The organism is Mesomycoplasma conjunctivae (assembly GCF_000026765.1).
GTDB lineage: Bacteria > Bacillota_I > Bacilli_A > Mycoplasmatales > Metamycoplasmataceae > Mesomycoplasma > Mesomycoplasma conjunctivae.
On the sequence record NC_012806.1, the window covers coordinates 262,267 to 275,668 of the forward strand.

At 28.1% G+C, this 13,402-nt stretch carries 16 protein-coding genes; 9 read left to right on the plus strand and 7 right to left on the minus strand.

The features are described from left to right. Positions 1-89 precede the first annotated feature (89 nt). Together ruvA and ruvB are read left to right on the plus strand one after the other, a co-directional pair. Positions 90-743 (plus strand): Holliday junction branch migration protein RuvA, encoded by a 654-nt coding sequence (gene ruvA, locus MCJ_RS01275; protein WP_012751479.1) that lies wholly within the window; start codon positions 90-92, stop codon positions 741-743. Then, complete coding sequence (ruvB, locus tag MCJ_RS01280; RefSeq protein WP_012751480.1) at positions 721-1,686, plus strand: Holliday junction branch migration DNA helicase RuvB; 966 nt, start codon at positions 721-723, stop codon at positions 1,684-1,686. Before ruvA ends, ruvB begins: the two co-directional genes overlap by 23 nt. Before the next feature lie 44 nt (positions 1,687-1,730). Here the strand turns inward: ruvB and MCJ_RS01285 are convergent, their stop codons facing one another. The 7 genes from MCJ_RS01285 to MCJ_RS01315 form a co-directional block, all read right to left on the minus strand. Continuing rightward, a complete protein-coding gene (locus tag MCJ_RS01285; RefSeq protein ID WP_012751481.1) occupies positions 1,731-2,465 on the minus strand; it encodes a glycerophosphodiester phosphodiesterase family protein in 735 nt (244 codons plus the stop codon). Next, entirely contained in the window at positions 2,458-3,888 is a 1,431-nt protein-coding gene (locus tag MCJ_RS01290) for an MFS transporter (protein WP_012751482.1), read from the minus strand. The genes MCJ_RS01285 and MCJ_RS01290 overlap by 8 nt, the downstream gene beginning before the upstream one ends. 173 nt (positions 3,889-4,061) lie before the next feature. After that, positions 4,062-4,940 (minus strand): GTPase Era, encoded by an 879-nt coding sequence (gene era / locus MCJ_RS01295; protein WP_012751483.1) that lies wholly within the window; start codon positions 4,938-4,940, stop codon positions 4,062-4,064. Next, the gene (cdd, locus tag MCJ_RS01300) at positions 4,940-5,329 is read right to left on the minus strand and encodes a cytidine deaminase (RefSeq protein ID WP_012751484.1); all 390 of its coding nucleotides are present in this window, start codon (positions 5,327-5,329) and stop codon (positions 4,940-4,942) included. The genes era and cdd overlap by 1 nt, the downstream gene beginning before the upstream one ends. After that, positions 5,329-5,781: an rRNA maturation RNase YbeY gene (gene ybeY, locus MCJ_RS01305; protein ID WP_012751485.1), complete on the minus strand. Its 453-nt coding sequence runs from the start codon at positions 5,779-5,781 to the stop codon at positions 5,329-5,331. The genes cdd and ybeY overlap by 1 nt, the downstream gene beginning before the upstream one ends. Before the next feature lie 20 nt (positions 5,782-5,801). Continuing rightward, the gene (locus tag MCJ_RS01310; RefSeq protein WP_231833526.1) at positions 5,802-6,179 is read right to left on the minus strand and encodes an MAG1140 family protein; all 378 of its coding nucleotides are present in this window, start codon (positions 6,177-6,179) and stop codon (positions 5,802-5,804) included. Continuing rightward, positions 6,160-8,196: an Mbov_0121 family peptidase domain-containing ABC transporter gene (locus MCJ_RS01315; RefSeq protein ID WP_012751487.1), complete on the minus strand. Its 2,037-nt coding sequence runs from the start codon at positions 8,194-8,196 to the stop codon at positions 6,160-6,162. Before MCJ_RS01315 ends, MCJ_RS01310 begins: the two co-directional genes overlap by 20 nt. A gap of 71 nt (positions 8,197-8,267) precedes the next feature. On the opposite strand from MCJ_RS01315, the gene MCJ_RS01320 reads away from it, so the two are divergent. The 7 genes from MCJ_RS01320 to MCJ_RS01350 are packed head-to-tail and all read left to right on the plus strand — an operon-like array spanning position 8,268 to position 13,277. Further along, complete coding sequence (locus MCJ_RS01320) at positions 8,268-9,467, plus strand: phosphopentomutase (protein ID WP_012751488.1); 1,200 nt, start codon at positions 8,268-8,270, stop codon at positions 9,465-9,467. 46 nt (positions 9,468-9,513) lie between these two features. Beyond that, entirely contained in the window at positions 9,514-9,915 is a 402-nt protein-coding gene (locus tag MCJ_RS01325) for a transcription antitermination factor NusB (RefSeq protein ID WP_012751489.1), read from the plus strand. Further along, positions 9,893-10,318 (plus strand): hypothetical protein, encoded by a 426-nt coding sequence (locus tag MCJ_RS01330; RefSeq protein WP_012751490.1) that lies wholly within the window; start codon positions 9,893-9,895, stop codon positions 10,316-10,318. Before MCJ_RS01325 ends, MCJ_RS01330 begins: the two co-directional genes overlap by 23 nt. Position 10,319: 1 nt before the next feature. Next, a complete protein-coding gene (locus tag MCJ_RS01335; RefSeq protein ID WP_012751491.1) occupies positions 10,320-11,036 on the plus strand; it encodes a TlyA family RNA methyltransferase in 717 nt (238 codons plus the stop codon). Further along, positions 11,026-12,168 carry an aminotransferase class V-fold PLP-dependent enzyme gene (locus MCJ_RS01340; RefSeq protein ID WP_012751492.1) on the plus strand — a complete coding sequence of 381 codons (1,143 nt, stop codon included), beginning with the start codon at positions 11,026-11,028 and terminating at the stop codon, positions 12,166-12,168. The genes MCJ_RS01335 and MCJ_RS01340 overlap by 11 nt, the downstream gene beginning before the upstream one ends. Then, a complete protein-coding gene (locus MCJ_RS01345) occupies positions 12,161-12,583 on the plus strand; it encodes an iron-sulfur cluster assembly scaffold protein (RefSeq protein WP_041594504.1) in 423 nt (140 codons plus the stop codon). Before MCJ_RS01340 ends, MCJ_RS01345 begins: the two co-directional genes overlap by 8 nt. Next, on the plus strand, positions 12,576-13,277 hold the full coding sequence (locus tag MCJ_RS01350) for a pseudouridine synthase (protein WP_012751494.1): 702 nt from the start codon (positions 12,576-12,578) through the stop codon (positions 13,275-13,277). Before MCJ_RS01345 ends, MCJ_RS01350 begins: the two co-directional genes overlap by 8 nt. The last annotated feature ends 125 nt before the right edge of the window (positions 13,278-13,402 follow it).

Here is a 13,402-nt window from a genome sequence, read left to right on the forward strand (position 1 = left end):
ATTTTTTGCTATTTTTTGTTTCTTTGCAACTACTTTTAGCATTTTTTCCTAACTTGTAGTGGAATATATCACAAAATGAAGGAAAAAATATGCAAATTTATAAAATCGGAAAAATTGTATCAAAAAACAAAAATTATTTAATTTTAGAACAAGCTGGTAATGGCTACTTAATTTATACTCCAAATATAGAACGCTTTAATCGTGATGAAAAACGCAAAATTTATGTCTATGAGTTTGAAAATGATTATTCAAAAATTACTTATGGATTTGACAATTTTAAAGAAAGAATTTTGTTTGAAGACTTAATTTCCATTCAAGGAATCGGTCCAAAAACAGCAATGATTGCTTTAAATATAGGTTGGCAAAAAATAATTGATTACATAGCAGCTGGAGATTGAAAATCACTTAGCAAAATTCAATATATTAGCGATCGTAATGCAAAACAAATTATTTTTGAGTTTCAAAAGAAATATACCAAGTTGATCGAGTCTGCCAAAAATCAAACAACTACTCAGGAGAACAATACAAAACAAGCTGATGAAGTTATTGATGAACATTTGATGCAAAAAACACTTCTGGAACAAAAAACAGCTATTGAACTAGAAGATACGCTCAAAATTCTTGGTTTTCAAAAAAGACAAATCAATTATGCTCTTGCCAATGTTGAACCAACTGAAAGTTTTGAACATTTAATTGAAGAAGCGATTAAGTTAATTTCAAATGCAAGAGAATTTAGAAATTAGACCAACTTCTTTTGAAGGTTTCATAGGTCAGAAAAAAATTGTTCAAACTTTAAAAGTTTTAATAGAATCTAGTCAAAAAAGAAAGAAAACACTTGATCATGTCTTGTTTCATGGACCACCAGGAACTGGGAAAACTACACTTGCCAATATTATAGCTTCAATGGTTAATACAAAAATTAAGTATGTCCAAGGTCCTTTATTAGAGAAAAAAGCTGATGTTTTGGCGATGCTTGCTAATATTACAAAAGATAGCGTAATTTTTATTGATGAAATTCATGGTATTAATAAAAATATTGAAGAACTTCTTTATTCAGCAATGGAAGAATTTGTTATAGATTTACAAATTGGTGTAGACGGAGAAAACAAGATTATGCGCATGAAATTACCAAATTTTACTTTAATTGGTGCTTCTACTAAACTATCTCAAATTTCAACACCACTACAAAATCGTTTTGGTTTTATTGCAAAAATCACTGAATATAGTAATGAGGATATGAGACAAATTATTTATAATTCAGCTAAAAAATTACATATTAATTTAGGTGCAAGTGAAATTGATTATATTGTTAATTTTACAAATAAAACTCCAAGAATTGCAAATAATTTGCTAAAAAGAATACGCGATTTTGCCTTGGTTCAAAATATTGAAAAAATAGATATTAATATCATTAACAAAACTTTTGACAGCATCGGTGTTTATAAAAATGGATTAAGCGAAACATCAGTTGAATATTTAAAAATTTTACACTATATTTTTAAAGACAAATCGGTTGCTTTAGATGTACTAGTTGGGATTCTCAAAGAATCCAGACAAACTATTATTCATATTATAGAACCACTTTTAGTTGAAAAATTTTATATTGAAAAAACAATTAGAGGTCGTCGAATAACACAACAAGGAGTCTGGTATTTAGAAAGCTTAACAGATAATAATGTCAAATAAAAAACATCTTTTAAAAAAGATGTTTTTTATTTGATTTTAAAATTTTAGTTAATATCCTTATTATATTTATAGTTACTTATTTGACTATAGACATGTTTGTTATCTAAGTATTTTAGGTAACGTGCTTTTGATTTAACAGTTCATAAGTTTAGTGGTAAACCAAAAGCTTCAATCATTTCTGGTTCTTCATCATATAAATCAACTCAAGGATTGAGGTATTTACAAATTTGTTTAATTTGCTTTTCACTTACACTTGTTAGTTGAGTTTTAGTTCAAAATAGAAATCCAAGACGATATTTAGAATTTAATTTAAACATACGCTCAAGTGTAGAAAAATTAAAAGATGAAAAAATTATTTTGCTAAAAAAGTCTTTTCCATATCTGATTGATAAATCATCAATAATTCTTTCAATTCCAATATATTCAGTTTGATCAGTTTTAATTTCGACATTAATTAATTCAAACTTATCTAGGTAAAGGTCTAAAAATTCTTCAAGTGTTAAAATTCTTTGCTTGCGTGTCTCGAGTTGAAAATGTAAACTATGATCATCATTATATAATTCAGATAAAGTACTATTTGCAATTATTTTATCAACACCTGCTGTTCTTTTAGTGTCTTCATCATGAATGACAACCAATCTATTGTCTTTGGTTAAGTGAACATCTAGCTCGATTCCGTCGAAATTAAATTCATATGCTAAATCAAAAGCTAGTTTTGTGTTTTCAGGTGCAATTCCTGAATAACCTCGATGTGCTATTAATAATTGCTTTTTAGGCATTATCTAATTCCCTTCAACGATAATTTGTTTTACCTAATTTTTTAAGTTCAGCTCGGTTATATAAGAAGACTATTAATCCACAAATTGTTCCAAATAAAGCAACAGCTAATGCAATTGTTAAAATTAGTTGGTAACCCAAAGGTGATGTATTTGTTTGTCCTTCAATGGTATATATTTTTCCAACATATCCTGATAATTCATAGAATCAAGCATCTGGTGAAAAAGCAATAAATGAAAGAATTCCAACTGAACTAGCATAGTTATTTTTACCAATTTCAATTTCAGCAACTTGAGTAAATCGAAGAGTCACCATTACTCATGATAAGGAACCTGCTATTAAGAATAAAATTGTAACTAATACTATAAAGAAGATAAATAATGGAGTTCCAGGTTCCTGAATTCCTGCTAAGGTAAGAAGCAAGATGGTTAAAACAACTAAAATTCCTACTATTGATGTTAAAACTAAAATAAGAATATAACTTCTAAATTTGTCAGCATAGTAACCAACATAAGAACTAATTAAACCTCGAATTCCATAAGTTCTAATTCCGCCAAGAATTGTAACTAAAATTGTAGGTGCTAAAAAGACATTATTTAAGACTTGAACTAAATAGTAGGCAAATACTGATTGGAAAGTATACATTCCCATCACAAAAATTGAAAGCATTCATAGTCTTCAATTTTTAAGTGATACATAAATTTGAATAATGTTTTTCTTAATAGATTCTAAACTAACTTTATTAGTGTAACGTTCAATTTTTTTCTCTTTAACAAAAAAGAGAACTAAAAATGAAGTAATGACTAAAAAACTACCGATAATAAAAGTATAAACAGCAAAAGGTGTAGAGTTAATTTCTTTAACATTGTTGGTTGGATAATAAATTGAAGTAATAATTAATCCAATAACAAAAACTAAGAAAAATCCAATTACTCCGTTTGCGCTTCCTTGAATTCCATAAGCAAGACCTTGATTTTTCTGGTCAGTTTGCTGAGAAACTAATTTTCAAAGTGGGGTTCAAAAGATTAGAGTTGATGTAATCCCTCAAAGACCTCAAATAATTTTATATTGAGTTAGAGCACTTTCTTCACCCAATTGTTGAGCGTTTTTGATGGTTATACCAAATCAAAAAGTGATAATTCCTGTTGATAAAACAGCAATAAATAAGAGTCAACGTGAACTAATCCTATTAGATAAAAATCCGCCAGGTAGTTGAGTTGCCAGGGTAACTCAACCGATGATGGCGGTCAAAGAAGCTACTTGATCTTCACGAATTCCTAGATATGTATGCAAGTTAGGAACAATATTTTTAAGATAATAAGGGGCAGCAATAACAAAAACATCAGCAGCTGCTAATATTATTAAAGCAAAAATTTGTGATCAAGTAAAATCTTTAAATTTACTAAAAAACCTTGTTTTAATCATGACTCCTCCTTTCAAAAATTAAATTTATTACATATATTTATTTTATAATAAATTTGCATAAAGTTTTAAAATTTTAGCACAAAAGAACAAATACAAACTGTATTTATAGTTTTTTTAAAAATCAAAATAAACTTTGTATACTATTTTTTACTTTAGTTAGAAAATAGTAGAAATTATTCATAACCCATTTTTTTAATAGTTTTTTTGTTATCAAATCACTTAGGACTAATTTTTACTTTATTTTTTAGAACAACTTTACTTTGTAGTAATTCTTCTAATTCTAGACGAGCAGCAGTGCCAATTTTACCAAGCATTGTGCCATTTTTACCAACTACAATTGGTAAGTGCGACTTACGACCAACGTAGATAATTGCATCAATTTCGATATGTTTAGGATTAGCCTCACTAAAGCGTTCAATAACTATGGCACTTTGATGAGGTACCTCCTCTTTTAGATTTAATAAGAGTTGTTTTCTGATAATCTCTTTGGCAAAAAATCGTGCTGGCTGATCGGTAATATCTTCTTGTTCAAAAAAGAGATCACTTTCATATGCATAGCTTTTAATTTCTTCTAAGAGATCCTGTTTTGCCACTTTAAATTCGGTAGAATAACCAAAAACCTTCTTAAAACCTAGTTGTTTAAGCTCGGCTACTTTTGTTTCAATTATTTGTTGATCATCAATCAAATCTAGTTTCGTTAAAACGGCAATTTTGTTTTTCACATTGGCAATTTTTTCGACAAGTTGTTGGCTTTGATTGCTAATTTTTCAGTTAACTGGGTGCAAAAAAAGTACAACATCGATGTCTTCGATTGAGTTAATGACTGCTTTGTTTAAAACATTGCTCAAGTTGTTAATTTTTTTGTGAAAACCGGGGGTGTCGACAAAGACAATTTGTAAATTATCTTCGTTGTAGATGCCATTGATTAAGTCGCGGGTAGTCTGTGATTTTGAGCTAACAATTGAGACTGGAAAATCCAATAAAGTGTTTAAAAGTGAAGACTTTCCGCTATTTGGGAGACCGACAATGGAGACAAAACAGTTTTTAGCCATTAGAAAAAATCCTTGTTAAACATTTGCGGTAGAAGCTCATCTAGGAGTAATTTTTTTGTCTCTCCTGTTTGTTTATAAAGGAAAAAAGGTGTTTTTTTATCTAAGAGTTCACTGCAGACTTGTAAGCAAGCACCACAAGGGACAATAAAAAAATCGCTATTTGATAAAATGTGGATTTCTTTAAAATCAAAGGGTTTTTTGCCACGAGAGATGGCACCAACGAGCGCGCTTCTTTCGGCGCATATTCCTGAAGGATAAGCAGCATTTTCGACATTTACACCTTCTCAGATGTTGTCATCTTTGTCGATTAAAATTGCTGATACAGGAAAATTTGAGTAAGGAACATAAGCTTTTTTTGCTAATTGTTGCAGTTGTTTGAGGTAGTTCATTATCGATAAATCTCCATTTTTTGCATAATTTTTTCAACTTTTTCGTGCATGATTTTAGCTTCTTGTTCATCAATGTGATCGTAGTTTAATAAGTGAAAAACACTATGAGTAAACATGTAGCAAAATTCTCTTTTATTTGTGTGTTGGTAGCTTTGAGCTTGGTAATAAATTGTTTCTGGACACATTAAAATTTCCCCAATAAAAGCTAATTTTTTACCATTTTGTTTATTAACTAAAAAGTCTGGAAAAGAAAGTACATCGGCAATATAGTCTTTATTTTTATAGGTTTTACACATTTTTTGCATGTAGTTTGCCTCAACAAAAGTCAAATCTAATGTTAGTAGGTAGTCCAAATTTTCACTTTCTTGAACAAGGTTTAAAATTTGTTGGAATTGTCTGCGATAAAAAAATGCTTTTTTACTTTGGTTTAAAAAGTTGACTTTATTTTTCATTTCTTTATTATTGTATTACATTAGTTCAAGAATAGTTTTAAAAAACTATCATTATCTTTTAATATTAGTTGACCTAAAATCTGTGTTTGTGGTTTTAAAAATGGAGTTTTGGTGAATTCAATTTCAAAAATGTCTTGTTTTAGACTAATTATTTTGACTATTTCTAAATTAATTGCCTCTTTATTAAAGATAAATTTGGCATAATCACCTTTTTTTAATTGATAATAAATATCTGAATTTATTAGAGTAAAAATTTTGTTATCTTTATCAACTTGAATCGTGATAGCAACACTTTTATAGACTCTAATCTGCAAAAATAAATATATCGAAGTAATTAAGATGATTAAAAATAATAAACTAATAAAAAAATGGATTTTCTTATTTTGATAAAGTTTCAATATTTAATTTTTCTCCTTGATTTTGAAGGTATCTTTGTGAGTGGGAAATCTCAATAAAAATAGCATCTGCTTGGTAAGTGGTTATCACCTTTTTCAAAATTGCAAAATTGTTTTCATCAATATTTTCAAAAGCTTCATCTAGCAAAATTAAGTCAAATTTTTGAGTTAACAGTTTTAAAAGTAGAATTATTTGTTTTTGACCACTTGAAAAATTTGCGCCATTGTTATAAAAATGGGCATTTAAATCAAGTTCTCATTTTTCAAATAGTGTTTGTAGATCAAAAATTTGAATATTTTGGAAAAAGGTTTCCATTTTTTCATTTTTATCATTACAAATGAAGGAAATAACAGAAATTGCTGGAAAATATTGATCATTTTTAATAAAGGCAATATTTTTTCTTAAAAGAGCAATATCATAATGACTAATATCTAAATTATTAATAAGAAATTGTCCACTAAAGTTGATTTCATGATTTATTAATTTGAGCAAAGTTGATTTGCCACTGCCATTTTTACCAATAATTTTTAAATGTGAATTTATTAATAATTTTTTAATATAAATGAGTCGTCGCCCACCATCGTAGTTTATATTTAAATTGTTAAATTTGAGATCACTAATTTTTTGATGATAATTTCCATGCTTTTCTTTATCGACATTTAAAATAAAATTGAGGAGCTCAACTTCCTTTAAAAATATAGGTAAATTGGTGACAATGTCGACAAAAGAAGAAAGTGGATTAATAAAAAAATTAAAAAAACTTAAAAATAAAAGTAGTTGGCCAATTTGAACCTGTCTATCAAAAATTCAAAAGGCAGAAACAAAAACGATGATAATTGGTGAAATTGAAAAAACAAGATTTCCAAAAGTTTGTAAAAAAGATTGTTGTTTTCAAATGTTATATTCATTGTTTTTAAATTTGTAGTAATTATCATCAAAACGTTTTTTTAAATTGTGAAAAATGTCTTCATTTTTTAAGTCAACAAGTGAGAAAATCATATCGTTAGTGGCTGTCATATTTTTGAGTTGATCATCAATTAAAAAATGGTATTTTTTGCTAATACTTTTTTTAGTGATTAAATTGACTAGTGTGTAAACTAAGCTAATTATTAAAATTAGTAAAAACATTTTTCAATCGATTCAGAGCAAAATAACAAAAGAGATTGCAAAAGAGACTAGTTCATTAAATAGATGGTAATAAAAATTAGCACTAAATGATGCAAAAGAAGGAATTAGTGATATTCTTCTCAAATAATCATGGTTATCCAATTTTAATAATTGGTAGTTTTTGCCTTTTTGTAGTGAGGAAAAAAATCTATCAAAGATATCTTTTTCAATTTTTAGTTCAATTTTGTGAGTATATATTTTTTTAAAAACTTCTTGAATAACTCTTCATAAAATGATTCAAAGAAAAAATATTGTAGTTTGTGCTAACAGCGAAATATTTTGCTCTGGTAAGACTTTATCGACAATTGTTTTTAAAAAAAGTGATGAAATAAAGTTGGATAGTGCAATTAAAAAAATCAAAAACAAAAGGTATCAATTCGTCTTTGATTCTAAAAAAAATCAAATATTATATCAATTTTTTTTCACTGAGTTTTTTGGAAAATTGCTATCTTTGTTTGCAAAAATGACCACATTTGCAAACAACTTTTGCATATCAGTTACACTAATTTTTCTTTTGCCAATGAGTGGATCCATGATGTAAAAATATTTTTTAGTTATTCTTAGTAGTAAAACATAATGACTTAATTGATTGTTTTTGATTAGGATAATGATTGGTCGGTTATTAAATTCTAAGTTTTGTAGTGTTGGAAAATCACCACCATAAGAATCTAAAAGAATGCCAAAGTCTTTAGCTAATCTTTCAAGATTGACAATATTGATGCCATCATGTGAATAGTAGGCTTTATCTTTTAATTTATTAATTGAAAGATTTTTATGATAAAAATGGTGAAAAATTGATTGTAAAACTGCAAGTCCACAATCTTTTAAATCCTTTTGTTTAAATGTCTTCATTTCTTAAAATTAATGTAAAATTTAGATGTATATTAAAAAAGGGAAAAAATTAACAAAAAAAGGCAAAAATTATGCAAAATTATCGTTTTAATAGAATTTTTCTCATTGTTACTGACTCATTAGGAATTGGTGATGATGGGCGACAAGAAGAATTTGGTGACCAAGGTGCCAATACATTACTTAGTGCTTCAAAAACTGGTTTATTAAATATTCCTTTTTGAAAAAAACTTGGTATTACTAACATTGCAAAAATTGAAGGTCACCATCAAAAAAATAAAACTCCGCTAGCTTATATGGCAAGAATTCATGCTAAATCAAATGCTAAAGATACGCTTGCAGGTCATTGAGAAATGATGGGAATTTATACACAAAAAGCAAATCCTAATTTTCCAAATGGTTTTCCTCAAGAACTCCTTGATGAGCTAACTAAAGCTTTTGATAATCGACAAATAATTGGTAATAAATCAATAAGTGGAACTGAGATTTTAAAGCAATTGGGTGACCAAGAAATTAATGAAGGAAAAATTATTGTCTATACTTCTCCAGATTCAACATTGCAAATTTGTGGTCATGAAGAAAAAATGGGTCTTGATAATCTCTATCGTTATGCCAAAGCTGCAAGACAAATTTGTTCATCTTGCCCTGAGTGAAATGTAGCACGTGTTATTGCGCGACCTTATGTTGGTAAAAATGGTGATTTTATCCGCACTTTTAACCGTCATGACTATGCTAATAAACCACCTCTGCCAACTGTGCTAAATCGTTTGCAAGCTAAAGGAATTAAGACAATTGCTGTTGGTAAAATTAATGATATTTTTGTTGGCCAAGGAATTGATGAGGTATTTCCACCGGCTAGTGACAATGAAAATATGGATGTTGCAATTGAAAAAGCAATGGAATCTAGCAAAAATGAGTTCATTTTTGTTAACTTAGTAGAATTTGATTCACATTATGGTCACCGCAGAAATGCTGATGGTTATGCTGAAAATCTTAATCAGTTTGATATTAAATTAGCAAAATTAGTCAATGCGCTAAAAGAAGATGATCTCTTAATTATTACTTCAGATCATGGCAATGACCCTTTATATCCGGGCACCAATCATACAAGAGAGGCGCTACCTTTGACCATTTTTTCCAAAGCATTTAGCTCAAGTAGTAAAAAGTTAAAAACTCCAATTGATTCACTAGCAACTGTGGGAAATATTATTGCTAGAAATTTTGGAGTTGAATTATGTCAAATCGGCGAAGATATTTTTGATCAACTAAAATAATATGCAAAATAAAAGAGTTTTCCCCACTAAAAGAAGTATAAAACGGATGGCCGTTATTAGTTTGTTGTACCAAAGCGAGCTTTTAGAAGAACAAATTAATGTTGGACAAATATTTCAAGATCATCCAGAATTAGACTCAGAGCAGATAAAAATGTTTAAATTTATAGCCAAAAATTACTCTTTGCTTCAAAAATTAATTGCTGCACATCTTAATTCACAATGACAATGAGAGCGAATTTTACCGCTTAACCGGGCAATTTTATTGTATGGAATTTCCGAATTATTCTTTTCAGAACATCGCATTGTTATTAATGAGATGATTGAAATTAGTAAAGAATTTACTGCTGATGGCGACAAAGACTATGGTTTTATTAATGCTGTTATTGAAAATGTTTATCAATATTTAAAAAGAAAAAAAATTATTTATGAACCAGAAAGCAAAAATTAAGAAAATGCTCAAAGATGAAGAAAAATGAAGATTTTACAAAAATTTTTTAGGTAAAAAATTCAGTTTTCTTTTTTTAGATCTCAACAAATTATTCGACTTACAACTTAGTGTAAATGAAATTTTTGTCCTTGAAAAAAATTTAATATTTGGAATTGAAAATCAAGATACTTGAATTAAATTAATATCTAGTTGTTTTCGTAACAAAGAAGACTTTAGTCCGCAAATACTCAGCAATTTATCTATATTTTTATACAAAAGTTGAAAAAATTATAAGCTCAAATATGCAAACCAAGAAATTGAATATGATAGAAGGGCAAATTTTAATCAATTTACACTTTTATTAATGGAAATTGATAGCAATTTCAACGATATTATTGTTAAATTGTTAAAAAAATGAAAATAAAATGACAATTAAACAAAAATTAATTGAATTAGGTTATCAAGATGCTGAAATTCTCATTCGCGTTGGCAAAGTGCGTGTCAACCGTGAAGTAATTTTTGTACCAAGTACCAAAATTGGCAAAGATGATGATATAGAAGTTGAAAATAAGAAAGAATTTGTATCTCGTGGGGCTTATAAATTATTGGCAGCCATTGAAGCCTTTCAACTAAATTTTAAAGACAAAATTGTCTTAGATGTTGGTGCATCAACAGGTGGTTTTAGTCAAGTTTGCCTTTTAAATAAGGCCAAAAAAGTTTATGCTTTAGATGTTGGAACTAATCAGCTAGATTATAATTTAAGAAAAAATAGTAAAATTTGCTCAATGGAAAAAACAAATATTAAAAATGTTACTACTCAGAATTTTAGTGAGCAAATTGAGACAATTGTTTGTGATGTTTCTTTCATTAGTTTGAAAGAGGTCATCAATGTGGCAGCAAAACTGTTAGCTCCAAAAAGTGATTTTGTTGCGCTTTTAAAACCACAATTTGAAGCTAGTTCAAAATATGTTGAAAAAGGTGGTTTTGTAAATGAAAAATATCATCAATTTCTAATAGATAGAATTATTAATTTTGCTCAAAATAAATTCAACTTTATTGGTCAAATTGTCTCACCAATTAAAGGTAATAAATCAAAAAATACTGAATATATACTATATTTTCAAAGGAATTATGAATTATAAATACGCTTTTCCGATTCTTAAAAAAATAACATATTTAGACTCAGCTGCTCTTGTGCAAAAACCACAGGTAGTTATTGATGCAATAGTTGATTTTTATAGTAATTTTGCAGTTAATAATCACTCAATTAATTCAAAAATTGGCTATCAAAACGAGAATAAAATTACAGCAGTTAGACAAAAAGTGGCTAAGTTAATAAATGGAAATCCGCAAGAAGTAATTTTTACATCAGGTACTACTGAATCATTGAATTTATTTGCACAAATGATTAAAAAAAATATCAAGCCAGGTGATGAAATTTTACTCTCGCCTTGAAATCATTCATCTAATTTACTCGTTTGAATAGAAATTGCTAAAGAAAAAAATGCAAAAATTATTTATAGTGAAAGCCTAGTTGACAAAATAAATCCTAAAACTAAAATTGTTGCTTTTAGTCAAGTAAATAACACTTTACAAGTGCATCTTGATTTAGATGAAATTTGAAAAAAGTCTATAAAAATGAAGGCAATAGTAGTAAATGATGCAACTCAAGCCATTAGTTTTCAAAAGGTGGATCTTCAAAAATCTCATGTTGTTGCTTTTAGTGCCAACAAATTTTATGGGCCAACTGGGTTAGGAATTTTAGCTATTCAGGAATCGCTTTTATCTACTTTGTCACCTAGTAAACTAGGTGGGGGAACAATTCGTTATTTGGAAAATGATGAAATTAAATTTTATAATGATGTTAAAAAATATGAAGCTGGTACTCAAAATTTAGCTGGTATTTGAGGTTTAGATGCTGCAATAGATTTTTTTAATGAGCTTAATTGACTAGATATTAAAGGGCAATTAAACTCACTGAGTTATTATCTTTATTTTTCCCTTTTAAGCATTCCAGGTGTCAATGTTTATTCCAAAGCAGAAGATCATATTGCTTTGTTTTCAATAGAAGGTTTTAGTGCCCAAGATGTTGTCTCGGCTTTAGGAAATGAAGGCGTTCATCTTCGTAGTGGTAATTTTTGTGTTCCTAAACAACAACATTTTTTTCAAGACAATAATATTATTCGTGCCTCACTAGCTTTTTATAATACTGTTGAAGATATTGATCAATTAGTTTTATTTTTAAGAAAAAAGGAGTTTTTTAACTTTGTATAACGATTTTAATAAACGAAGAGCGATTATTTTGCAATCAGCTAATAACTTAGTCAATGATGAAACCGTTTGCAAGACAGGCCAATTTTATTACAATAATTATTGTGATGATGCCATTGCTTTAGAAATTGAAATTAAAAATGGCAAAATTGTTCAAGTAAAAACTTGTGCCCACGGGTGTACCATTTTAAAATCAGCTGCTAATTTAATTGCTAATCAAATATTAGATAAAAATTTACAAGATGTCAAAAAATTACTTAGCGATTATCAAAAAATGCTTGAAAATCAAGAAATTAATCTTGATTTGCAAGATTTGAATGCCCTAGTTAATACTAAAAATCATAAAAATAGATTAGTATGTGCAACTCTTTTTAGTGTTGCAATTAGAGAAAAAATTAAGGAATTCGAAGATGGATAACAAACAAAGATTGCAAAAATTAATAGCGCAAGTGGGTCTTTGTTCACGAAGACAAGCTGAACAAATGATTAAAGATGGTAAAGTTTATCTCAATGGTGAAAAAGCCAACTTAGGTGATAGGGCAAGCTGAGAAGACAAAATTGAAATTGATGGCGAGCAAATAGCTAAAAAAGTTAAAATAGTTTGATATCTTTTAAACAAGCCAGCGGGATATATTACAACAGTTCGAGATCAATTTAATAGACCTACGGTAATGGATTTTTTTGATAATAAAACTCATTTATTTCCTGTTGGGCGGCTTGATTATAATACAACAGGACTACTTCTTATTACAAATGATGGTGAGTTAGCTAATAAATTGTTGCATCCAAGAAATAAAATTGAAAGAATCTATTTAGCTAAATTAGATTATAGCTTAGCTGATTGAGAATTAGATTTTTTAAATACAACATCACTAAATCTTGATGGAGTAATTTCCAAACAAAAAATTGAAAAAGTTAGTTCCCGGAAGTACAAAATTACGATTTGACAAGGTTCAAATCATCATGTTAAAAAAATTTTTGCAATTGCTAAAAAGCAAGTTATTGAATTAAAAAGAATTGGCTTTGCCAATTTAGAATTAGCTAATCTTCCAGAAGGTCAATTTCGCAAATTATCTGATTTAGAAATCAAAAAATTAACTCTTTTAGTTTAGTCAAAAAATTAAAAAAAGGCTATAAATTTATAGGTTTTTTTTAATTTTTTAGATAAAATCTTATTAACTAAATTGTATAGAAAAATAGTTGAGATAAATATTGTAAGCAGTTTAAAAAAATTGAT